The 20,783-nt window shown below is 59.6% G+C and carries 24 protein-coding genes; 1 reads left to right on the top strand and 23 read right to left on the bottom strand.

Features of this window, described 5'->3' with window-relative positions:
* Window position 1: 1 nt before the first annotated feature.
* From ACOYNV_RS18745 to ACOYNV_RS18670, 16 genes are all read right to left on the bottom strand, one after another.
* On the bottom strand, window positions 2-580 hold the full coding sequence (locus tag ACOYNV_RS18745) for a nitrous oxide reductase accessory protein NosL (RefSeq protein ID WP_422901330.1): 579 nt from the start codon (window positions 578-580) through the stop codon (window positions 2-4).
* 232 nt (window positions 581-812) lie between these two features.
* A complete protein-coding gene (locus tag ACOYNV_RS18740; RefSeq protein WP_422901329.1) occupies window positions 813-1,514 on the bottom strand; it encodes a sulfite exporter TauE/SafE family protein in 702 nt (233 codons plus the stop codon).
* 177 nt (window positions 1,515-1,691) lie between these two features.
* Window positions 1,692-4,136, bottom strand: coding sequence for a heavy metal translocating P-type ATPase (locus ACOYNV_RS18735; RefSeq protein ID WP_422901328.1), 2,445 nt, complete (start codon window positions 4,134-4,136; stop codon window positions 1,692-1,694).
* Complete coding sequence (locus tag ACOYNV_RS18730) at window positions 4,133-4,768, bottom strand: hypothetical protein (protein WP_422901327.1); 636 nt, start codon at window positions 4,766-4,768, stop codon at window positions 4,133-4,135. The genes ACOYNV_RS18735 and ACOYNV_RS18730 overlap by 4 nt, the downstream gene beginning before the upstream one ends.
* Before the next feature lie 24 nt (window positions 4,769-4,792).
* Window positions 4,793-5,206: a hypothetical protein gene (locus ACOYNV_RS18725; protein WP_422901326.1), complete on the bottom strand. Its 414-nt coding sequence runs from the start codon at window positions 5,204-5,206 to the stop codon at window positions 4,793-4,795.
* Between the two features lie 18 nt (window positions 5,207-5,224).
* Entirely contained in the window at window positions 5,225-5,401 is a 177-nt protein-coding gene (locus ACOYNV_RS18720) for a hypothetical protein (RefSeq protein ID WP_422901325.1), read from the bottom strand.
* A 7-nt stretch (window positions 5,402-5,408) separates the two neighbouring features.
* Window positions 5,409-5,891, bottom strand: a complete 483-nt coding sequence (locus tag ACOYNV_RS18715; protein ID WP_422901324.1) for a TlpA family protein disulfide reductase — start codon at window positions 5,889-5,891, stop codon at window positions 5,409-5,411.
* A gap of 197 nt (window positions 5,892-6,088) precedes the next feature.
* Complete coding sequence (locus ACOYNV_RS18710) at window positions 6,089-6,508, bottom strand: hypothetical protein (protein ID WP_422901323.1); 420 nt, start codon at window positions 6,506-6,508, stop codon at window positions 6,089-6,091.
* Entirely contained in the window at window positions 6,489-7,076 is a 588-nt protein-coding gene (locus tag ACOYNV_RS18705; RefSeq protein WP_422901322.1) for a MarR family transcriptional regulator, read from the bottom strand. Before ACOYNV_RS18705 ends, ACOYNV_RS18710 begins: the two co-directional genes overlap by 20 nt.
* Window positions 7,077-7,315: 239 nt before the next feature.
* Window positions 7,316-7,705, bottom strand: coding sequence for a VOC family protein (locus tag ACOYNV_RS18700; RefSeq protein ID WP_422901321.1), 390 nt, complete (start codon window positions 7,703-7,705; stop codon window positions 7,316-7,318).
* A 438-nt stretch (window positions 7,706-8,143) separates the two neighbouring features.
* A complete protein-coding gene (locus tag ACOYNV_RS18695; protein ID WP_422901320.1) occupies window positions 8,144-8,419 on the bottom strand; it encodes a type II toxin-antitoxin system Phd/YefM family antitoxin in 276 nt (91 codons plus the stop codon).
* A gap of 193 nt (window positions 8,420-8,612) precedes the next feature.
* Entirely contained in the window at window positions 8,613-9,611 is a 999-nt protein-coding gene (locus tag ACOYNV_RS18690) for a hypothetical protein (RefSeq protein ID WP_422901319.1), read from the bottom strand.
* Window positions 9,608-10,339, bottom strand: a complete 732-nt coding sequence (locus ACOYNV_RS18685) for an ABC transporter ATP-binding protein (protein WP_422901318.1) — start codon at window positions 10,337-10,339, stop codon at window positions 9,608-9,610. Before ACOYNV_RS18685 ends, ACOYNV_RS18690 begins: the two co-directional genes overlap by 4 nt.
* 143 nt (window positions 10,340-10,482) lie before the next feature.
* Window positions 10,483-11,616, bottom strand: a complete 1,134-nt coding sequence (locus ACOYNV_RS18680) for an ABC transporter permease (protein WP_422901317.1) — start codon at window positions 11,614-11,616, stop codon at window positions 10,483-10,485.
* Entirely contained in the window at window positions 11,579-11,950 is a 372-nt protein-coding gene (locus ACOYNV_RS18675) for a hypothetical protein (RefSeq protein ID WP_422901316.1), read from the bottom strand. The genes ACOYNV_RS18680 and ACOYNV_RS18675 overlap by 38 nt, the downstream gene beginning before the upstream one ends.
* 63 nt (window positions 11,951-12,013) lie before the next feature.
* Window positions 12,014-12,196 (bottom strand): hypothetical protein, encoded by a 183-nt coding sequence (locus tag ACOYNV_RS18670; RefSeq protein ID WP_422901315.1) that lies wholly within the window; start codon window positions 12,194-12,196, stop codon window positions 12,014-12,016.
* A gap of 170 nt (window positions 12,197-12,366) precedes the next feature.
* Between ACOYNV_RS18670 and ACOYNV_RS18665 the strand changes: the two genes are divergently transcribed.
* Window positions 12,367-12,801 carry a hypothetical protein gene (locus ACOYNV_RS18665; protein WP_422901314.1) on the top strand — a complete coding sequence of 145 codons (435 nt, stop codon included), beginning with the start codon at window positions 12,367-12,369 and terminating at the stop codon, window positions 12,799-12,801.
* A 139-nt stretch (window positions 12,802-12,940) separates the two neighbouring features.
* Here ACOYNV_RS18665 and ACOYNV_RS18660 read toward each other — a convergent pair whose 3' ends face one another.
* The 7 genes from ACOYNV_RS18660 to ACOYNV_RS18630 form a co-directional block, all read right to left on the bottom strand.
* A complete protein-coding gene (locus ACOYNV_RS18660) occupies window positions 12,941-13,381 on the bottom strand; it encodes an ion channel (protein WP_422901313.1) in 441 nt (146 codons plus the stop codon).
* A 15-nt stretch (window positions 13,382-13,396) separates the two neighbouring features.
* Complete coding sequence (locus ACOYNV_RS18655) at window positions 13,397-13,603, bottom strand: hypothetical protein (RefSeq protein ID WP_422901312.1); 207 nt, start codon at window positions 13,601-13,603, stop codon at window positions 13,397-13,399.
* Between the two features lie 251 nt (window positions 13,604-13,854).
* Window positions 13,855-15,498 carry an acyl-CoA synthetase gene (locus tag ACOYNV_RS18650; RefSeq protein ID WP_422901311.1) on the bottom strand — a complete coding sequence of 548 codons (1,644 nt, stop codon included), beginning with the start codon at window positions 15,496-15,498 and terminating at the stop codon, window positions 13,855-13,857.
* Window positions 15,499-15,653: 155 nt separating this feature from the next.
* Complete coding sequence (locus ACOYNV_RS18645) at window positions 15,654-16,883, bottom strand: threonine/serine exporter family protein (RefSeq protein ID WP_422901310.1); 1,230 nt, start codon at window positions 16,881-16,883, stop codon at window positions 15,654-15,656.
* Window positions 16,884-17,085: 202 nt separating this feature from the next.
* A complete protein-coding gene (locus ACOYNV_RS18640) occupies window positions 17,086-18,336 on the bottom strand; it encodes a DUF1015 domain-containing protein (RefSeq protein WP_422901309.1) in 1,251 nt (416 codons plus the stop codon).
* A gap of 144 nt (window positions 18,337-18,480) precedes the next feature.
* Window positions 18,481-19,554 carry a 3-deoxy-7-phosphoheptulonate synthase gene (locus ACOYNV_RS18635; RefSeq protein ID WP_422901308.1) on the bottom strand — a complete coding sequence of 358 codons (1,074 nt, stop codon included), beginning with the start codon at window positions 19,552-19,554 and terminating at the stop codon, window positions 18,481-18,483.
* 17 nt (window positions 19,555-19,571) lie between these two features.
* Window positions 19,572-20,783: TRCF domain-containing protein (locus ACOYNV_RS18630; protein WP_422901307.1), on the bottom strand; the 1,212-nt coding region annotated here is incomplete at its 5' end.

Below are 20,783 nucleotides of genomic sequence, written 5' to 3'. Positions count from 1 at the left end.
ACTATAAACCCAGCAGTACCAGTGGGTTTGGCTTGTAGGGGTAAACAAAGCACGTGTAAGCCGCCAGCAGGGCCTTGTCGAAGTTGCCCAGTTCGCCGCCATTGGCCGCCATCGCTGCTTTGGCGGCGGCTTCATTTCCGAAGGCAATCTTGCTGCGCTTGGTCATGACACCTTTGATCTGGCTGCCGATCAGGAAGGTCGCCTTGTCGACTTCGACCAGCGGCTTGATCTCGGCCGCCGAGGCATTGTCGCCGACCCAGATGGCCTTGGGTTCGCGGTCGATGTTCACGGCCAGGCTGATCGAAGTGCAGTGCAGCGAGCAGGTGCCGTCCGGCAGATCGTCGCTGAATTGAATCAGCATGCGCGAGTGGTGGAACATCTTACGATCCATGCCGCAGTAAGGGCATTTCGGAAACTTTTCGATGTCGTTTTCCTGCGGCTTGGCATCAGCCGCTTTTTTCGGTGTGAATTGGGCTGGTGTGCCATCGGTAGCGCAGGCTTGCTGGGCGTGTGCCGAACTGGCGATGAGCGTGCCGGCGGTGCTGGCCAGCGAGAGTTTGATCAGGTCACGGCGATTCATGGTGTGGCTCCTTAGTGTGGAAGTCGCGCTAGCGACTCTCGAACCTCCCCTCGCCCTTCGGGAGAGGGGTCGGGGGTGAGGGAAACGGGCATGGCTTTCATAATTGGGGTCGCCTTTCAAAGCCATGGCCGTTAGGTTGAAAAAACGGGCCGAATGACATTTCGGCATTGTTCTTGGATAGTAAACATTTCCAATGGGCGCAGCGTGCGGCAAATTGTCGCAGCCAATCTCGTCAGCCGATCAGACGCTGCATCACCGTGTAGTAGCGAACACCCTGCCAGAGCGTTGAAACGCCGAGGGCGATGACGAACAGGGCGGCGCCCTTGAGCAGCCAGCCGCGCGTTTTTACGCCGAGTTTGCCGAACAGGAAACTGGCCGAGAGCATCGAGGGCAGGGTGCCGGCACCGAACGCCAGCATCAGCAGCCCGCCTTCCAGCAGCGAGGGCGCGGTGGTGGCTTTTACCGCCATGGCCATCGTCATCGAGCACGGCATCAGGCCGTTGATCGCGCCGCCGATCATTGCGCCGAGCAGCGGCCCGCGTTGCGTGGCGGCGACAAACTGCCGGCGCAGCCAGGCCAGCGGCGCAAAGCGAAGCGTGTTGCGTATCGGCGAAACGCCGAGCAGGTCAAGGCCGAGCAGGATGACGACGAGGCCGGCGACGATTTGCAGCAGGCCCTGTAACTGGCCGAAAGCGCCGGTCTGCACCAGCACCGTGCCGAGCCCGGCAGCGATCAGGCCGATCAAGGCATAAACGCCGACGCGGGTGAGATGGTAGGCGAGGTAGGGCGTGAAGTTCTTCGCGCCGAGCTTCATGAAAAAGCCCGAGACCAGCCCGCCGCACATGCCAAGGCAATGCCCACTGCCGAGCACACCGGTCATGAAGGCTAGGCCATAGGAGAACTCGGCGAGCATCTGGTGCTGGCTGTGATCCATCTATAAGGGAGTCATGTTGAGAGGCAAAGGCAAAGGTAAAAGCAAGGGCTTTACCACCAAGTCACCAAGGGCACCAAGCAGCACCAAGAAAACCGGGAAACCAGGGAATTTAACTTGGTGTGCCTTGGTGTTCTTGGTGACTTGGTGGTGAGGCATTTGATCTTGACTGGGCAGAAATCAGCGCTTCTGCAGACGCAGCGAGTTGGTTACCACCGATACCGAGGAGAGCGCCATCGCCGCTGAGGCGATCATCGGGTTCAGCCGCCCGGCGGCGGCAATCGGGATCGCCACCACGTTGTAGCCAAGCGCCCAGAAGAGATTCTGGCGGATGACTTTCATCGTTTGTCGTGACAGCTGAATGGCCGAGGCGACGCGCGAAATGTCGCCGCCGACCAGCGTGATGTCGGCCGATTCCACAGCAATATCCGCACCGCCGCCAATGGCAAAGCCGACATCGGCGGCCATCAGTGCCGGGGCGTCGTTGATGCCGTCGCCGATCATGCCGACGCGCTTGCCTTGCGCCTGCAAGTCGCGAATCACTTCCAGCTTGATTGCCGGGGTGGCGCGGGCGATGACACGGTCGATGCCGACCTGGCCGGCGATGTGCCTTGCCGCCGCATCGACGTCGCCGGTGGCCATGACCGTTTCGATGCCCATGCGATGCAGCAGGGCAATGGCCTCGCGCGCACCGTGGCGCGGCTGGTCGGCGATGGCGAAGAGGGCGACGACAACGCCGTCCTGGGCGACGAAAACCGGCGTCTTGCCTTGTTCGGCCAGCGCCTCGGCCTGGGCCTGTTGCGCCGTGCAGGCGATGCCGGCTTCTTCAAGCAGCGCAGCGTTGCCGACCAGTAACTTTTTGCCGTCGCACGTTGCCTGGACGCCGCGTCCGGGCAGGGCGGCGAAGTCATTGCACAGCACCGGCTCAATGCCCTTGGCCTGGCACCAGGCGCCGATGGCGCGGGCCAGAAAATGCTCGGAGCCGGCTTCGGCACCGGCCACGCAGGCCAGCAGGTCGGCTTCATCGACACCTTCCAGCGCGATGAAGTCGGTGACTACCGGTTTGCCCTCGGTGATGGTTCCGGTCTTGTCGAAAACCACTGTGCTCAGCATTGACGCGGTTTCCAGCGCTTCGCCGTTGCGGATGTAGATGCCGCGCCGTGCCGCTTGCCCGGTGCCGACCATGATCGCCGTCGGCGTCGCCAGCCCGAGCGCGCATGGGCAGGCAATGAGCAGTACGGCGATGCTATGCGCCAGCGCGGTGGCCGGGTGGTGGCGGGCGAGCAGCCAGCCGACGAAGGTCAGCCCGGCAATGCCGCCAACCGCCGGGACGAAGCGCGCTGAAATGCGGTCGGCCAGTTTCTGTACCGGCAGCTTGGCACCCTGCGCGTGATCGACCAGCTTGACGATGCCGGCCAGTACCGTATCCGGCCCGATCGCCGTGGCACGCAGCGTGAAGCTGCCGTTACCGTTCAGGCAGCCGCCGTAAACCTTGTCGCCGCCGCGCTTGGTGACCGGCAACGACTCGCCGGTGAGCATCGCTTCATCGACTTCGGAGCGGCCATCGAGCAGCACGCCGTCGGTCGGGATCTTGTCGCCAGGGCGAACGCGCAGCACATCGCCGACCAGCACTTCATCAATCGGCACGACATGTTCTTCACCGTCGCGCAGCAGCACGGCGGTCTCCGGCTGCAGCTCGATCAGCTTGCGGATCGCCGCGCTGGCCTGGCCTTTGGCGCGTTCTTCAAGAAAGCGGCCGAGCAGGACGAAACTGATGATGCCTGCCGCCGCTTCGAAGTAAACGTGATGCGGCCGGCGGAAAAGACCGGGCAGGCTGTACAGGTAGGCCGCCCCGGCGCCGAGCGCGATCAGCGAATCCATGTTGGCCGATTTCTGCTGCGCCAGCGTCCAAGCCTTCCTGAAAATCTCCTTGCCCGGCCCGAACAGCACCGGCGTGGCCAGCGCGAATTCGGCCAGGCGCAAGGTCGGCGAGTGGTGCATGACCATGCCGAGCAGCATCACCGGCGTACTCAGCGCGGCCGAAACCAGCACCCGGCGTTTGGCCAGCGCCAGTTGCTCCTTTTCGCGCTCGACGATCAGCCGGCGTTGCGCCAGCGTATCCATCGGCTGCGCCGTGTAACCGAGCTTGCCGATTCGCTGGAATACTTCCTCGCGGCTGATGCGGCCATTGACCAGTGCCGTTTGTGCGGCGAAATTGACGTTGGCGGTTTCGATGCGCGGATCGCGGCGCAAGGACATTTCGATCAGCAGCGCGCATGAGGCACAGCTCATGCCTTCGATGGCCAGCGAGAATTCCTGCCGTGGCCCGTCGAGGATTGGTGTTGTTTCAACTGCGGGCGCTTTCGGGCGCGTGATCAGGTTGCCGAGCACGGCATCGACGGTGGCCAGCAAACGCGCTTCCGACAGGCGCTCTGGGTCGTAATGAATGGAAATCGAGCCGATCTCTGGAACCGCCCGAACTTCCTTGATCTCCGGCCGTTTGCGCAGGAGGATTTCGAGGATGTAACAGCGCTCGGCCTCCTTGATGAGCGGTGGCGCCACGAGGCGCACACGGCGCGTCAAACGGTGCGCGACGCCGAAGTGCTTGAATGCGGCGTCACTCATTTTTTGGCCACCGTCTTGCGATAGCGCACCAGCAGGAAGACGAGGTAGAACACCGACAGCCAGGCATTGCGGAACTTCAGCGGCTCGCGCAGCCAGCGCTGGGTGATCAGATCCCAATGCACGCGGATCAGGTAGAAGGCGAGCAGGTCGTTGAGGAAATTGGTGATCGCCTTTTCGGTCAGCGCACTTTCCAGTACCGGCTGCACGCGCGCCTGGATGACACGAAACTGACGGTAGTGCGACAGGCGTTGCAGCAGGTGCTGGAACTGCTGGCGGGTACGGGTTTCGAGCGTTTGCACGCCGGCGGAAAGGCGCTCGGCGACAACGACTTCGAGGGGCAGATCCGCTGCATTCTCGTTGCTGGCCGGCAGTGTCGCCAGCGAAGAAAACAGTCTCCGCGCCACGTCATGCACGCTGCACACATGCTCGTCGTAGAGCACCGAGAGTTTGCCGTCACTGGCATGGAGCGTGACGCGATAAACGCCGCTTTGGGCGCGCAGGGCTTCGTTCAGCGCCGCTGTCGCCGTCGCAGAACAAATTTCGGCAGGCAGCGCGAAACGGATATGCCCCGACTCGCGATGGCGGACAATGATCTGTCTGGCCAGTGCATCCGCGTTGAATGAAAGGCTCATGGCCAGTCTCCGTGCGTTTAAAGATCAGGCGGCCGGAGCCTCGGGTGTGGCGGTTGCAGCAGGCGTTTCGGGAGATGCAACGCTCGTAGCCGGCTGCGCTGCCTCGGCTTCCTGTTCCTTCGCCTCTTCCATCAGGTCGGCAAGGTTTTCTTTCTGCTGCAGCGCGAAGTCCTTGCTCATGCCGGCAGCCTTGGAAACGGCGAGCACGATTTCCTTCCGGTACTGGTGCAACAGGTAGCCCGCCGCTACTCCGCCGGCGACGCCCACCGCAAGCACCAGCAGCGGATTGGCGAACAGCGAACGGGTGACGATGCCGCGCGCCACGTAACCGGCGCCGGCCATCGCCGCACCCTTGGCGGCCGGGTGGCTCATCATGTGGCTCATCGAATCCATCATTTGCGGCATTTTGCCGGCCGCTTCGTTGATCATCGTGTTCATGGTGTTTCCTTTCACTTTTCAGGATTTCCTGGCGTCATTCTGTGCCGGTCTGTCCTGCGTTTCATTGATCTCGTGCAACATTTCGTAAATCCCCTTGCACCCTTCACAGCAGAATAGCAGGGTTTTTTCGGGTGTGCCCAAGGTGAAGGGCTTGACGCCACAGTCGAGTCCGCACAGGTCGCAGGGCTGGCTCATTTCAATCTCATTTCAACAATTCCATTGCCACACGTTCAAACGTGGCTTCGTCCGCCTCGCCAATGACCTTTGCGCGGATCGTTCCATCCTTGCCGACGAAGTAGGTCGTAGGCAGGGCCAGTACGCCATATTTTTTCGAAATCACCGCCTGCTCGTCAAGCAGCGCCGGGTAGGTGACGCCGATCTTCCTGATGAACGCCTCGACTTCGGCTTTGCTCTGTCCGGCGTTGACCGCCAGTACTTCCAGCCCCTCGCCCTTGTGCCGCTGCCAGACCCGCTCGATGGCCTTCATCTCGTTTTCGCAATAGCGGCACCAGTCGGCCCAGAAGCGGATGACCACCACCTTGCCGCGCAGATCATCGGGAAATTTGACGCTTGCCGAACCGAGGCTGGTGGTGGTGAAGGCCGGGGCGGCATCGCCGGTGTTCAGCCTGGTTGGGTCGTCGCCACCGCAGGCGGTGAGCGCCAGTGCGGCGAGCAGTGGAAGCATGAAGGTGCGTAATTCTGGCATGTCGGACTTTGAATAGATCAAGGCTGGAATTGGCAATGTTGAACGAAGCGAAGTCAGTCAACAATACTTTCTTCGATTTAACTGCACTTGCCAACTTGCCGAGCCTGTTGTTTGAGGTTATCACCACGCTACGGGATTGGTTATTGGATAGGTCATTGTCCGCCTCATCTGGTCGATTACATCCCGGTCAGCTTGGTCACGTCGGCGATATGGTCGGTCACCAAGGCACATAATTCCGAGATGGAGGATTCTTCAACTTCCAGGAAACCCTCATACTCCGCGAGATTCCTTTTCTGGTGCGCTGCGTCAAGTACTCGCCAGCGGGATGCTGGCCAACTCAAGGTGTGTGTGAGGCACTGAAACACGGTATAGCGGTTTTCGCTGCGATAGCCATGCCAGCGAAGGGCAGCCAAGGCTGCGGCGTGGGCCGCGTTGTAGGCGCTGGTGAAGCGGCCCTCGGTGGAAAGACTGACCAGTTGTGCATCGATCAGACGCGTTTGCGCCATTGCCAGCATCCTCTTGACCTCTATTTCGTTACGCGGTTCGGCCTTCAGCTGGCCGATACGCAACAAGTTATCAAGTGCGGGCAGGCCCACTGGGATCACCGATCAAGGGAAGGATGGGTTGCGTGAGGATTCGACTAACGAACGAATCGGGGTCTGCGCGGCGTCGCTCAAATTCGGCCAACGAGTAGCAGGTCGGATTGATTTTTCGTCCCAGTTGCGCTTCAAGCGGCAGGAGTAATTCCAGGATGCTGCCCAGCAACAGGTTCTCTCCGATCAGCATGACATCGATGTCACTTTGCGCGGTATCGGTTTGTTTGGCAACAGAACCATAAACCCAGGCGGCTTGAAGCGCAGGAACCAGGGGCAATAGCGCCTCACGCAACAAGGGTTCAATTCCGAGTAACTTGCGCGTCAGGCTGACCAATTCGCTAAAAACCGGGCTTTGCGGGTTCGCCTGGAACCGGCGCAGATTAGCGGAACGCTCTGAATTTACCAAGCCTGCCTCGGCTAAGCGATTCAATTCCCGTTGCAGGGAGGCGCTGCCTAATCCGGTAAGGCGACGCAGTTCGCTTAGATGAAACATCCGGTCGGGCTGACCAAACAGCCAGCGCAGAACACGGGACTGGCTGTCTGAGAAAAGTGCAGAGGCGATTGACATGTGCCAAATTTTAGCACAGTCATGCCAGTAATTAGCTCGAATGTTGTGGTGTCAAAACCTGCTCCGCTTGTTGGGGGTGTCGCCACCGATGGTAGTGAGCGGTATTTAGTAAGTCAGCCAAAGGGTCAGCATCGAATTTGGCGAGAATGAATGCGATGCTGACCCCTTTAGGTGGGAAAAACCAAGCTGTTTTGAAGACAAGACTGAAAGAACCGGGGACGCCGGTTCTTCTTGTTTTTTTACTGCATTGAATGAAGACCAATCATATTGCCCTCAGTGTCGTACACCAGCGCAATGTAGCCATGTTCGCCGATAGCCATCTTTTCCTTGAAGATACTGCCACCGCTGGCAGCGGCACGCCTGGCCTCAACAGCACAGTCTTCGCAGTGGAAGTACACCAGCGTGCTGTTAGCACCAGAGGAACAACCTGCCATTTTTACCAAAGTGCCTGTTGCACCGTAGTTTTCCATAGAACTTGGGAACGCACACATCTCCAGGTCTGGAAAGGTGTCTGGATTTGGATTTGGCAGTTTGCTGAGTCCTCCTTCAAACACAGCTTCATAGAAAGCTTTGGCGCGTGGCATGTCTTGCACATAGATTTCAAACCAAACGATTGGATTTGCTTTCATGATTTATCCTTTTGAAAGTGAAAGTGAAAGTGAAAGTGAAAGTGAAAGTGAAAGTGAAAGTGAAAGTGAAATAGGGGAGACCACGGTTTCTGCCCATAGCCCCGGAAAACCGTGGCCTATTCCTTGTTTCCGGTGCCAGATTGATCAAGTTCTGACGTTCTGCAACAGTTTTTCAATCCGGTCCATCCTGTCGCCAAGCTTGACTGACATCCCTTGCTGGCGATCGTTCCTACGCAGTCACGCCTGCTGGCGAATACCGCGCTTTCCAGGTGACTGATTTTCGTCAGGAATAATCGGGCGAATAATCGGGGACGCACCACGGTTTTCAGCCTTGAACCTGATTTTCTGATGCATGCTCATACGCCCACCAGTGCAACATACGCCGACGGCGTCAAGATAGGAACGCCCTGCCATGGGCGAAAGCGCGCCGCAAGGCGCTCATCGAGATTCATGCACCAGACCGACTACTTCTTCGTCGGTCAGCTTAGCCGCTTCCGGCAGCGCGCTTGACGCCGCTCGCTGGCTCCACACCTCGAATTCGGCTACTGCCTTGCTGCGTTTGCTGCGTGCATTGTTCAGTTCTTCCATGTCTTGCGGCGACACCATGAACGCTGCCGTGCGCCCATGTCGGGTGATGATGACCGGCTCGCGCTGGACCGTGTCGAGTAACTGGCCAAAACGATTCTGGGCTTCAACCGAGGTAACGGTAATCATGAGTGTCTTCCTTAAAACTAGCTAACCTGTACAGTATTAGTAGAGTCAGGGTTTGTTGCGACTGCCTTGGAGAGCTCGCCAATTGGCGTTCTACAACAAGTCAAGCTGGAGAGCCAATGAATACGCCAGCCTTAGGCCATAGGTCTTGCAGATCGCCTATCCACGAGGTGTCCAGGCCCGCCAACTATTTTTTCTACTCAAGCAGTACCAGGTTGGAGTTCCAGACCATGAAGCTTGCGACTGCGGCAAACAGGCTGAACATGATCGTCGCCAGCGTTGCCAGTTTGCGGGCCACCGCCGGCACGATGCTCGTCAGGCTGGGAATGCGGGCAAAGGGCTGAATGGCGCCGATGCCGAGGCCGGCGGCGGTGCCGATGAAAAGTGGCAGGTACAGCCAGTAGCCCTGGTAGCTGTATTCGGGTTTGAGCACGCAGAAGGGGCAATGGTGATGCGGGTGCTCGTAGATGTAGAGCGAGATGAAAGACAGGATGGCGGCCATGGCGACGACAAAGGCTAGCGCCGAAAAGAGGGCGACGAAGTAGGCGCCGCGCTGGCGCAGTCGGTAGAAGAACCCGGCGCCGGTAGCCAGCGCCAGCGAAACATAAAAGGCGATCATGGTCGGCAACGGCGGCGAGGCGGCGGCATCGCCGGTAACACCCGGCGCTTCTTCCGAAAACAGGCTGCCGCAGCAGGAGGTGATGACGTCCGCCTTGAGGCCGAGGAAGTAGCGCAACTGGAGAACGGCGGCGACCAGCAGGAAGGGCAGCAGGGCCAGTAGCAGCATGTATTTGGCGCGCACCAGCGGGTAATCGCAGGCGCGCGTGTCGACGTGGTTGATGACCAGCCAGCTGGCCGCCATGAAGAACACGACGATCTGCGCGATGAGCGCGGGAAAGCCGAAAACATTGACGTTGAGCGTGCCGACCGCACACATCGCCCCGACGAACATCGACGACATCTTGTCGGCGTTGAAAACAAAGAGCAGCAACGCCACCAGTTGGGTGGCGAATACGAAAGTGAGCAGCGTGGACAGCAGGTAGGTGCGGCGTTCCAGCACCAGTTGCCGTTCGCTGCCGCTGTTTATGTTCCAGTGACGGATGATGTCGATGGCGTACGGCGCCGAGCCGACCAGCAGGCCGACGCAGACCAGCGAGGCGAGCAGCAGGGCGATGATTGCCGGCTGGAAAATCAAGCGCTGTGCTCTGTCATGACGTCGTGCCGCAACACACGCCCGTCGCGCATATCGACCACCTGATGCACGATGGCAGAATCGACGACCAGCGGGTCGTGGCTGGTCAGGATGATGGTCTTGCCGCTATCTGAAAGTTTTTCCAGAATGGCCATGAATTCGAGCGCCAGCGCCGTATCCAGATTGGCCGTCGGCTCGTCGGCGATGATCACTTCCGGGTCGTTGATCAGCGCCCGGGCAATCGCCACGCGCTGCTGCTCGCCACCCGAAAGCCACTCGACACGCGCCTCGCGGCGGTGCGCCATACGCAGGTCGGCGAGCAGGCGTTCGGCACTTTCCTTTAGCTGGCGCCAGTCGCCACCGAGCGGGTAGGCTGGCAACATGACGTTTTCCAGCGCCGACAAGCCCTTGATCAGGTTGAACTGCTGGAAAACGAAACCGAAAGTCTGGCGGCGGATGTCGGTCAGGAAGCGTTCGGGCAGGCCCGAAATATCCTGCCCTTTCAGGCGAACGCGGCCACTGGTCGGGCGCGACAGGCAGCCGATGATCGACAGCAGCGTCGTCTTACCCGAACCGCTCGGCCCGCGCAGCGCGGTGACACGCTGTGCCGGCAGTTGCAGGTCGATGCCGTTGAGCGCATGGAATTCGTTGTCGCGGCCCTGGTTGAAGGCCTTGCGGATGTCTTTCAGTTCGATCATGTTGGCGCTCGCATCAACCAGTTCGTAGTTCAACGTTAAACATCATCACCACCAAGTCACCAAGAGCACCAAGTTTCACAAAGAGGAACAAGGCGTTAACTTGGTGCATCTTGGTGCATCTTGGTGCTCTTGGTGACTTGGTGGTGAGGTTCTTGTCCTTGTATTAAATCTTCTCATCAACGCATCACCGAATCGGGATCGGTGATGGCCGCGCGCCAGATCGGCACCAGGGTCGCGGCGGCGTAGGGGAATACGGTGAAGAAGAACAGCGTTGCCACCTGGAAACCGTCGATCACCGGCGTCAGTTCGAAGCGCGGATAAAGCACCGCCCAGCCTTTCAGGACCGGTGTGAACAGCGCCGATGAGAAGCGGAAAACATGCAGGTAGGCGGCAACGTAGCCGATCAGGAAAGCCGCCAGCGAAACCAGCGCGCCTTCCCAGAATTTCATCTTGATCACGTCGCCGATTTCCCAGCCGATGGCCTTGAGGATGCCGATCTCGCGTTTTTCCTCGGCCGAAAGACCGGAGGCTTTTTCCCAGGCGAAGATGGCGAAGGCGAGGATGGACAGCGAGGCCAGCGCCAGCACGATGCCTTCGCGCCAGTTGAAGATCGACTCGTAGGTACGCAAAATTTCGTCGCGCAGGATCGGGCGCGAATCGGGGAATTGCAGCGCCAGCTTGGTGGCGACGTTGCGCACTTCCTGCGGGTTGGCCACCGAGAGTGCGATGTCGGTAAAGTAGCCGGGGGCAATTTCAAAGAAGCGGCGGAAATCGTCTTCGTTCAACAGCACCAGATCAGCGCTGACCAGTTCGGTGTCGGGCGACAGGATGCGCGCCACGGTAAAGCCGAACAGTTTGCCGGAATACGAGCGGAAGGAAATGACGTTGCCGACGGCCAGTCCGCGTGCCTTGGCCAGCCCCGAACCGACCACCAGCGTACCGGCCGCGACGCTCTCCTTGCCCGGCACCATGAAGGTGTAGTTGGCCTTGACCACCGAGTCGTAGTAGTAACCCCACAGCCGGCCTTCCTTGTTCTGCACGCCACGGATGCGGCCCAGGCGTTCGAGGTAGCCGGGCGGGATCAGGTCGTGGCGGCCGGCCACCATGCGTTGCAGGACAACCTCCGGCGCACCGTCGAGCACGTGTGCCGCTTCGTGGCGCAGGGCGTGGGTGAACAACATCACCGAGGCGAGCAGGAAAACGATCAGCGTGTAGACGAGCAGCAGCCCGAGGTTCTTCGCCTTGCGCCGCGCCAGCGAAGCGAGGGTGAAATCAATCAGGTACTGTTGTTTGGCTATCCAGGCGTTCATGAGTCGCAGTCAGGTGAGCGGGCGGTGGCACGAGCGAACCCGTCGGGAAATGTTCAAGGCCGAGCGGGTGGTCCTGAAAGGCCGAATGCAGATCGGCCTGCGACAGGTGGCGGGTGTAACGGGCTTCGGTGAACAGGCAGAGGTCGGTGAGTTGCAGTTGGCTGACCATCTCGCGCATCTGCCCAATCCCGCCGTCGCGCTGTTTGCGCAATAAAAAGGCGTCGCCGAAGGTGGCAATGAAAAGCGCCGTGGCGCAGATAAAGGCGACAAAAACGAAATGGCTGGGGCGGGTGGTGGCAGTCATCATGGCGGGTAGAACGGGCGGAGTCGGCATTATGCCGCAATGCCCGGCGCTGATCAGCTAATCATGATATTGCCCGAGCAGGGCGATGCGGGTTCAGACTCGATTGGAGGCGCGCATCAAAGCGCCGCGTAGCGCAATAGTCAGGCTGGCTCCGAGGCCCAGACGCTGTGCCAGTGCTGGCAAAATGATCAGCGAGGCCAGCGCGAAACCCGCGCCGAGCAGCAGGGAAGGCAGTTCGCTGCCCTCATCGGTGACGTTATGTAAGTTGCTTTGCATGATCGACTCTCCCAAGTGCGACGGATTCTTGCGGCAGATATATCTTCGGCTAGAATCATAAAACGCTTCGGCGGTTTGGAGAATGCGGCAAATTGTCGCAGGGGGGCTTTCCCTTAACTGCGACTAAACGTTTTCGGTGCAAGCACTGACTTGATCAGGGAGATAAAAAAATGGAAATCGTAACCAATATCATCGCTGCCGATGAGGATGAGTATTCGTCTGTCGGCGAGTCTGGCTGTCCGCTGGACGAATGGAGTGGCATCGAGACACTTGGCCTGGATACGGTCAAGATCGCCGTTCTCCATTCCCTGTTGACCGGTGATCCGCTGCAGACGGCGTTTGATCTTTATGAGCCGGTCTATGTGTCCGTAAGGGATACGGTGGTTCTTCGGCTTGCCGACGAGGTGCTTGAGAAACTGGCCGAGCTCGACGAAGAAGCACTGGAAAACATCGCCAGCGAGTTGGCCGCGACCGAAGAGTTCGAAAGGGAACAGTGGGTTGCCGAAGATGTTCTGGAGCAGCTAACCGCACTTGCCGAACTGGCGCAGCTTGCAGAGTCGCAAGGGCAGGCATTGTTCGTCTGGATGTGTATCGTGCCAGGCTGAGAGCCGCGTCAATTGGCGTTCTTGGCGATCAATTCCGCGAGACTCGCATGAACATTGGCTTGCATGGCATTGATTCTGTAAACGACCGTATTCATTGACTTGCTTGCAGGCGTGCATGGCCTTCCGTTGAAGCTGAAACTCACCTTTTTTCCTTTTCACCGGCATTCCAGAACTGTTCCATGGCAATGTAGGCGAAAGAACCTGACCAGCCGATCAAGAGTAGGCCGTTTAGCGCTTCGGCACCGACAAGCAAGCGAATCGGACCAATGGGAGTGAGATCGCCAAAGCCAAGCGAGGTATAGGTTTCGGCAGAAAAATAAAGGCAATTGGCCAACGAGAATTCGGTTGTGCCGCTAAGGCTGCCGACGTCCATGTACATGACCAGAAAAAAGAACGAGATTCCGTATACAGCCATCTCGATTGCATGCGCGACAAAGGCCGTGAAAATCACCAGCAATAATTTATTGCGATTCGGGATCGAGAAGGAAGGCAGCGCGGCATAGAGGCTGCCGAGAAACTCATAATGGATCAGCGTTGTTATCGCGATGAGCGATATGCAGGAAAAGATTACGATCAGCATAAGTCTATCTTGGCGCTAAAAAGCAATCGTTCCCCATATGAGCAAGGCAGCGATGAAAATCAAAAGACCGAACGAAATCCATTTCACCGTTTTCCGGTTTGCACTTTCTTCCTCGTTCCCCGCGTCAATCAATTTTCGGATAACGCGCAAGGCACGGATACCGCTTGCGCGGCGCACGGCCCGTTCGACTGCTTCTGCAACTTCCCTTTCGCTTTGCGGCATTTTTTTAGCCTGACTATGAAGTGAAGGGCGCCAGGCAAGAGAACACGGAGCAGAGAAGGGTTTTCTCAAGAACAGCCCCAAAAACTGTGTTCCCTTGCCATAGTCAATCTGCTACGTTCGATTCGCTCTCATTAACGTGAAAGACGCGCCAGCGACTCTCGAACCTCCCCTCGCCCCCTGGGAGAGGGGCAGGGGGTGAGGGGGACGGGCAGGGCTTTCATTTCTTGGGGTACCTATCAAAGCCATGCCCGTTAGCTGTTTGAGGTCGCGTCAGTTGAATTGGCCAACTGGCGCAGTACGTACTTCTGAACCTTGCCGGTCGACGTCCGTGGCAGGTCAACGAAGATCACCCGCTTGGGCACCTTGAAACGCGCCATGTGCTGGCGACAGAATTCGATGACCTCTTCCTCGGTGGCCGTTGCACCTTCACGCAACTCGAGGAAAGCGCAGGGCACTTCGCCCCACTTGTCATCGTGCGCAGCGACCACGGCAGCCGCTACAACGGCGGGGTGCCGGTAGAGCACGTCCTCGACCTCGATCGACGAGATGTTTTCACCACCGGAAATGATGACGTCCTTCGATCGGTCCTTGATCTTCACGTAGCCGTCCGGGTGCATCACGGCGAGGTCGCCGGTATGGTACCAGCCACCGGCAAACGACTCCTCGGTCGCTTTTTGATTCTTCAGGTAGCCTTTCATGACCAGATTGCCCCGGAACATGATCTCGCCCATGGTCTCGCCGTCCCAGGGAACCGGCTGCATGTCGGTCGGATCGAGGACGGTGATCGCTTCCTGCGCGTGGTAGCGCACACCCTGCCTGGCGTTCAACTCGACCTGCGCGGCTAAAGGCATGGCGGCCCAATTGTCGTGTTTGGCACAGACTGCGGCCGGCCCGTAGGTTTCGGTCAGGCCGTACACATGCGTCAGATCGACGCCGATATTCGCCATGGCCTCGATGACCGCTTCCGGGGGAGGCGCCGCCGCGATCAGGCCGGCAAGCTTTTGCGTGATACCGGCACGAACTTCGGCCGGCGCATTGGCCATCAGGCTATGCACGATCGGCGCCCCGCAGTAATGCGTCACGCCGTGCTCGCGGATGGCTTCGAAAATCAGTTTGGGATCGACGCGGCGCAAACACACATTGGTGCCGGCGTTGGCGGCCATGGTCCACACGAAACACCAGCCGTTGCAGTGAAACATCGGCAATGTCCACAGATAGACCGAATGCGGAGGCATGCCCCAACTGACGATGTTGCTCATCGAATTGAGATAGGCGCCGCGGTGGTGATAGACGACGCCCTTCGGATTGCCGGTGGTTCCCGAGGTGTAATTGAGCGAGATGGCATCCCACTCGTCGGCCGGGCCGCTCCACGGATAGTCGGGAGCGCCACCGTCAAGGAATTTCTCGTACTCGATGGTTCCCAGCCGCTCGCCTGGACCGCTGTATTCGGAATCGTCGACATCGATGACCAGGATCTTGCGCTCGATCATTGCCAGCGCCTTCTTGACGACGCGCGAATACTCGCGGTCGGTGATCAGCACCTTTGCTTCGCCATGCTCCAGCATGAAGGAAATCGTTTCGGCATCCAGACGCGTATTCAAGGTATGCAGTACCGCTCCGGTGACCGGCACGCCGAAGTGACATTCGACCATCTCCGGCGTGTTGTTGAGCATCACCGCTACGGTATCGCCTTCGACGATGCCATGGGCAACCAGTGCCGAGGCCAGGCAACGGGAGCGCGTAAAAGTTTCCAGCCAGGTGTAACGGCGCTGGCCATGAATCACCGCCGTACGTTCGGGATAAATATAAGCCGTGCGGGCAATGAAGGTCAGCGGTGTCAGCGGCGTGTGGTTGGCCGTGTTCTTTTCGAGATCCTGCTTGTAAATATTCGGCATTTTCTGCTCTCCATCCTGAAAGTGATAAGAAGTATTTGCATTACGCCGTCGACGGTCTGCAACGGTCATAACCCAATGGGGGCGAGCATCGCATAAGTTTTTGTTTTTGTCTTTGGCAAAGCCGGAAAAACAACCAGAAGCAGAACAATTCGGGTTTACAGATCCCGTTTTCGCCGGGCAAACAGCAAAGGCGCGATGTTGTCGGCCAGTAGCAGGCCGACGGCAAGCACGGCGCCGGTCAGGACCATGTCGGTAATCAGGCCGACGCCAACGACGCTGTCTTTTTCCATCAGGGCGTGCAGGCCGCGAAACCCCATGCTGCCGGGAACCAGCGTGATCAGGCCGGGAATTTTTACCAGGATGTCGGGCTGGCCGGTAAGGAAGGTATAGAGGTGGCCTGCGCTGGCGATGGCGAGCGCTGCGGCAAAGGCGCCGACGACGTTGCCGAGCACGGCGCCGACCAGTGAAAATACCGCCCAGCCGAGCAGGCTGCCGCCGACCATGACGTGCACCGAGCGCAGTGGCGCCTGCAATACGCCGAGCATGGATATGCCGAGTGCGGCGATGGCTGGCCAGATGACCCAGGCCGGCAGTTGTGCCAGGGTGCCGGTGGTGTGCGCGGGGATCAGGTGCTGGCTGATCTGGGTGCCGATTGCCAAACCGGCGCCCATCATGAACAACAGCATGAATACGCCGGCCAGCCGCCCGGTGCCGGCGAGAAGGTTTTGCGTGGCCAGTTCGGACATGGCGATGGTCAGGGTGAAACCCGGGAGCAGCAGGACAACGCCGGCCACGGCGGTGATGAAGGGCGTCTGCTGAGGGAAAACGAGGCTGAGTGCATGGGCGCAGATGGCCGCTCCGGCGCACAGGATAACCGGCGTCGCCGGCGCCAGGCGCGGCACACGGGCCAGCGCCAGGTAGGCGCCGACAAACAGCATGCCGACCAGACCGCCGCACAGCACCTCGGTCCAGCCGCCACGCAGCAGGACCGCCACCGAGCCGGAAAGCAGAAAGCCCATGCATACGAACGGCCAGCCGGACCACAGCGGCGGCGCGCTCATGATGTCATTGAGTTGCGCTGTACAGCGACTCAGGCTGTTGATGCCTTCCAGTTCGCGAATCAGTTTTTCCAGCGCGATCAGGCGCGCCATGTTGTAGTCGGAGGAGGGCAGGCGCAGCATCTCGACCCGATGCTCTGAATCGTCTTGGGCAGAAATGTTCAGGGTCAGCATGGTGAGCACGGCGAAGCAGACGACGCGCACGCCGAAACGCTGTCCGATGGCGTTCAGGTGGCGCTCGATATCATGCGTCGGCATGCCGCTGATATGCAGTGCCTGCGCCAGATTGCGCAGGAATCCACCGAGTTGATCCAGGTTTTCGCTCATGCTTTCGCTGGCCGGAGTTTTGTATGGAGGACTGCAGAGGCTCGTAAATAGGTCATCTTCAAGCCCTGTGCCGCAGGAGCCAATGTTCATGCGGCTTACCAGGCATTGCCTTTGCAGATCGCCTGTTTACGGGCATTGCAAGGCAGTATGTCTGGTTAAGTAGGCCGGGTTAGCGGTTTTTGCGTAACCCGGCGTATCTCCTTCAATCAAGCACGTGCGACACCAGTCCATCAGCCAGTTTCGGTTCGAACCAGGTCGACTTCGGCGGCATGACTTCACCGGCGTCGGCGACGGACATCAGTTCGGCCATCTGCGTCGGGTGCATGGCGAAGGCGATGGCCATTTCACCGCTGTTGACGCGACGTTCCAGTTCCCCCAGGCCGCGGATGCCGCCGACGAAGTCGATGCGCGTATCGCGGCGCAGGTCGGCGATGCCGAGGATCGGGTCGAGAATCTGTTCGGAGAGCACCGACACGTCAAGGCGGCGAACCGGGTCTTGCGTCGGCACCAGTTCGGGGTGGATGGCCAGGTGATACCAGTGCCCGGCGAGATACATGCCGCATACGCCGGTACGTTCCGGCGTGACCGGGCTGGCCGACGGTGTAACGCTGTAGCGCTCGCCGACCGACTTGAGGACGTCCTCGACCGAGTGGCCGTTGAGGTCACGCACGACGCGGTTGTAATCCATGATGCGCATCTGCCGGGCGGGGAAGATCACCGCCAGGAAATATTCGGAGGATTGTGTTGACTCCGGGCAACCCTTGCCGCGCCGGGCCGCAGCGACGCGCGAAGCGGCCGCCGAGCGGTGGTGCCCATCGGCGATATAGAGGCTGGGCATGGCGCCGATGACGGCGCCGATGCTGTTGATCGCGGCGGCATCATCGATCAGCCAGATGGTGTGGCGAATGCCGTCTTCGGCTGTCACATCGGCTACCGGTGTGCCGCTGGTGGCGACGGCGATCAGGCGCTCGGCCTCTTCGCTGTCCGGGTGGGCAAGCAGCACCGGGCCGGTTTGCGCATTGAGTGCTTCAATTTGACGCACCCGGTCGTCTTCCTTGTCCGGGCGGGTGAATTCGTGTTTGCGGATGCGGTTGCTGTCGTAGTCGGCCACCGAGGCGGCGGCGATGAGGCCGCTCTGCGTATGCGCTCCCATCACCAGCCGGTAAGCGTAATAGCAGGGCGTGGCATCGCGGAAGAGCACGCCCGAGTCGATCAGCTTCCTGAGGTTTTCAGCCGACTTGGCATAAACCTCAGGTGCGTAATGATCGACTTCCGGCGGCAGGTCGATTTCGGCCTTGGAGATGTGCAGGAAGGAAAGCGGCTTGCCGGCCGCACGCTGGCGCGCTTCATCGCTGGAGAGAACGTCATAAGGGGGGGCGGCAACAGCGCTAGCCTGCTCACTGCGCGGACGCAGACCGGTGAACGGGCGGATCAAAGGACGGGTGGAAGTCAAACGGTTCTCCTGCGTGATAGTGAAGGATTTGGTTTATAAAAAAGTGAAAGTAATGAACCACGGCGACACAGCGAACACGGCGGAAATACTTGAACAGTGGCATTTCGCCGTGTTCGCTGTGTCGCCGTGGTTCGCATCAGGTATTCATAGATTCCGCTTCGGCAGCACGTTGCTCAGCAGCAACGCGGCTTCGCGGATCATTTGTTCGGTGGTTTCCCAATCGACACAGGCATCGGTCACCGAGCAGCCGTACTTGAGTTGCGTCAGGTCTTCGGGAATCGGCTGGTTGCCGGCGACGATGTTCGATTCGATCATCACCCCGACCAGCGACTTGTTGCCGAGGCGTACCTGATTGACCACATCGGTCATCACCAGCGGTTGCAGTTCCGGGTTTTTGTAACTGTTGGCGTGCGAACAATCAATGACGATGTTCGGCGGCAGCTTGGCCTTGAGCAGCGCCTGTTCGGTCATTTTCACACTTACCGTATCGTAATTGGGCCGGCCGTCGCCGCCGCGCAGCACGACATGGCCGAAGCGGTTGCCGCGCGTGCGCACAATCGAGGTGAGGCCCTGGCTGTTGATGCCGAGGAAACTGTGCGGCCTGGACGACGAGAGGATGGCGTTGACGGCAATGCTGACGTCGCCGTTGGTGCCGTTCTTGAAGCCGACCGGGGTGGACAGGCCGGACGATATTTCACGGTGTGTCTGCGATTCGGTGGTGCGCGCGCCGATGGCCGTCCACGTAATGAGATCGCCGAGGTATTGCGGCGAGATCGGGTCGAGCGCCTCGGTGCCTGCCGGCAAACCGATTTCCGCGACATCGAGCAGGAAGCGGCGCGCTTTTTTCATGCCTTCATCGACGTGGAACGAGTCGTCCATGTCCGGATCGTTGATGTAACCCTTCCAGCCGGTGGTGGTACGCGGTTTCTCGAAATAGACGCGCATCACCAGGCACAGGGTGTCGCCCACTTCATCGGCCAGGGCTTTCAGTCGGCGCGCATAGTCGAGGCCGGCGACCGGATCGTGGATCGAGCACGGGCCAACGACCACGAACAGGCGATGATCCTTGCGGTCGAGAATGTTGCGCAGCGAGTCACGGCCTTGCATCACGGCCTTGGCCGCGATTGTCGACAGCGGCAGTTCAGCGTGAATTTCTTCCGGTGAGGGCATCGGGTCGAAGGCGGCAACGTTGATGTTTTCGATGTCGAAGTGGTTCATGTGATGGCTACTCGTGGCTATTTTCTGGTCAATTGGTGAATCAGGTCTTTGACTGCGGCAACGCGATCGGCAAGCGTCGGAGACTGTCGTTTCAATGCCAGTTTATCCTGTCCGGCGAGCCTGTAGTTCCGGTCCTTCTGGATCAGGTTGATGATGCGGATCGGCTCAATGGGCGGACTCGGTTCGAACTGCACGACGACCTGTTCGGCCGTGGCGTCCAGTTTGATGATGCCGAGCGGCTTGCAGAGCAGGCGCAGGCGATGGCTGTCGAGCAGCGACTGGGCCTGCGGTGGCAGCTCGCCGAAGCGGTCGATCAGTTCTTCCTGCATGTCGGCCAGCTCATCGACGGCATTGCAGTTGGCCAGCCGCTTGTAGAGCGTCAGCCGTTCATGCACGTCCGGCGCGTAGTCGTTGGGCAGCAGCGCCGGGGTGTGCAGGTTGATCTCGGTGGCGATGCCGAGCGGCTGCGTGAGATCCGGCTCCTTGCCCTGCTTGAGCGAGGCGACGGCGCGGTTGAGCATTTCGGTGAACAGATTGAAGCCGACTTCCTGCATTTCGCCGGACTGGCTTTCGCCCAGTACTTCGCCGGCGCCACGGATTTCCAGGTCGTGCATGGCCAGGTAGAAACCGGCGCCGAGTTCGTCCATCAATTGAATGGCTTCGAGCCGCTGCCGCGCCTGCTTGGTCAGTCCGGAATCCTCGTTGTAACCGCCGTGCGTCAGCAGGTAGGCGTAAGCCTGATGGTGCGAGCGCCCGACGCGGCCGCGCAGCTGGTGCAACTGGGCAAGGCCGAACTTTTCGGCGCGGTTGATGATGATGGTGTTGGCGTGCGGGTTGTCGATGCCGGTTTCGATGATCGTCGTGCACAGCAGCAGGTTGGCGCGTTGCTGCGTGAAGTCGCGCATCACGCGCTCCAGTTCGCGTTCGTTCATCTGGCCGTGGCCAACAAGGATGCGCGCTTCGGGCAGCAGTTTGGTCAGTTTCTCGCGCATGTTCTCGATGGTGTCGACCTCGTTATGCAGGAAGTACACCTGGCCGCCGCGCTTGAATTCGCGCAGCAGCGCCTCGCGGATGATGCCGTCGGAGAAATTCGAGACGAAGGTCTTGATCGCCAGCCGTTTTTGCGGTGCCGTGGCGATCACCGAAAAATCGCGCAGACCTTCGAGCGACATGCCCAGCGTGCGCGGGATCGGCGTGGCGGTCAGCGTCAGCACGTCGACTTCGGCGCG

Origin of the sequence: Propionivibrio sp., assembly GCF_049316945.1 — a bacterium.
Lineage (GTDB): Bacteria > Pseudomonadota > Gammaproteobacteria > Burkholderiales > Rhodocyclaceae > Propionivibrio.
Note: the sequence above shows the minus strand (reverse complement) of the source record. Positions and strands in the feature narration are given on the sequence as shown.

What these genes read in the sequence shown, in the direction of transcription:
- ACOYNV_RS18745 (WP_422901330.1), bottom strand. Translation starts at nt 580, where the DNA reads ATGAATCGCCGTGACCTGATCAAACTCTCGCTGGCCAGCACCGCCGGC.
- ACOYNV_RS18740 (WP_422901329.1), bottom strand. Translation starts at nt 1,514, where the DNA reads ATGGATCACAGCCAGCACCAGATGCTCGCCGAGTTCTCCTATGGCCTA.
- ACOYNV_RS18735 (WP_422901328.1), bottom strand. Translation starts at nt 4,136, where the DNA reads ATGAGTGACGCCGCATTCAAGCACTTCGGCGTCGCGCACCGTTTGACG.
- ACOYNV_RS18730 (WP_422901327.1), bottom strand. Translation starts at nt 4,768, where the DNA reads ATGAGCCTTTCATTCAACGCGGATGCACTGGCCAGACAGATCATTGTC.
- ACOYNV_RS18725 (WP_422901326.1), bottom strand. Translation starts at nt 5,206, where the DNA reads ATGAACACGATGATCAACGAAGCGGCCGGCAAAATGCCGCAAATGATG.
- ACOYNV_RS18720 (WP_422901325.1), bottom strand. Translation starts at nt 5,401, where the DNA reads ATGAGCCAGCCCTGCGACCTGTGCGGACTCGACTGTGGCGTCAAGCCC.
- ACOYNV_RS18715 (WP_422901324.1), bottom strand. Translation starts at nt 5,891, where the DNA reads ATGCTTCCACTGCTCGCCGCACTGGCGCTCACCGCCTGCGGTGGCGAC.
- ACOYNV_RS18705 (WP_422901322.1), bottom strand. Translation starts at nt 7,076, where the DNA reads ATGTCAATCGCCTCTGCACTTTTCTCAGACAGCCAGTCCCGTGTTCTG.
- ACOYNV_RS18700 (WP_422901321.1), bottom strand. Translation starts at nt 7,705, where the DNA reads ATGAAAGCAAATCCAATCGTTTGGTTTGAAATCTATGTGCAAGACATG.
- ACOYNV_RS18695 (WP_422901320.1), bottom strand. Translation starts at nt 8,419, where the DNA reads ATGATTACCGTTACCTCGGTTGAAGCCCAGAATCGTTTTGGCCAGTTA.
- ACOYNV_RS18680 (WP_422901317.1), bottom strand. Translation starts at nt 11,616, where the DNA reads ATGAACGCCTGGATAGCCAAACAACAGTACCTGATTGATTTCACCCTC.
- ACOYNV_RS18675 (WP_422901316.1), bottom strand. Translation starts at nt 11,950, where the DNA reads ATGCCGACTCCGCCCGTTCTACCCGCCATGATGACTGCCACCACCCGC.
- ACOYNV_RS18670 (WP_422901315.1), bottom strand. Translation starts at nt 12,196, where the DNA reads ATGCAAAGCAACTTACATAACGTCACCGATGAGGGCAGCGAACTGCCT.
- ACOYNV_RS18665 (WP_422901314.1), top strand. Translation starts at nt 12,367, where the DNA reads ATGGAAATCGTAACCAATATCATCGCTGCCGATGAGGATGAGTATTCG.
- ACOYNV_RS18660 (WP_422901313.1), bottom strand. Translation starts at nt 13,381, where the DNA reads ATGCTGATCGTAATCTTTTCCTGCATATCGCTCATCGCGATAACAACG.
- ACOYNV_RS18655 (WP_422901312.1), bottom strand. Translation starts at nt 13,603, where the DNA reads ATGCCGCAAAGCGAAAGGGAAGTTGCAGAAGCAGTCGAACGGGCCGTG.
- ACOYNV_RS18650 (WP_422901311.1), bottom strand. Translation starts at nt 15,498, where the DNA reads ATGCCGAATATTTACAAGCAGGATCTCGAAAAGAACACGGCCAACCAC.
- ACOYNV_RS18645 (WP_422901310.1), bottom strand. Translation starts at nt 16,883, where the DNA reads ATGAGCGAAAACCTGGATCAACTCGGTGGATTCCTGCGCAATCTGGCG.
- ACOYNV_RS18635 (WP_422901308.1), bottom strand. Translation starts at nt 19,554, where the DNA reads ATGAACCACTTCGACATCGAAAACATCAACGTTGCCGCCTTCGACCCG.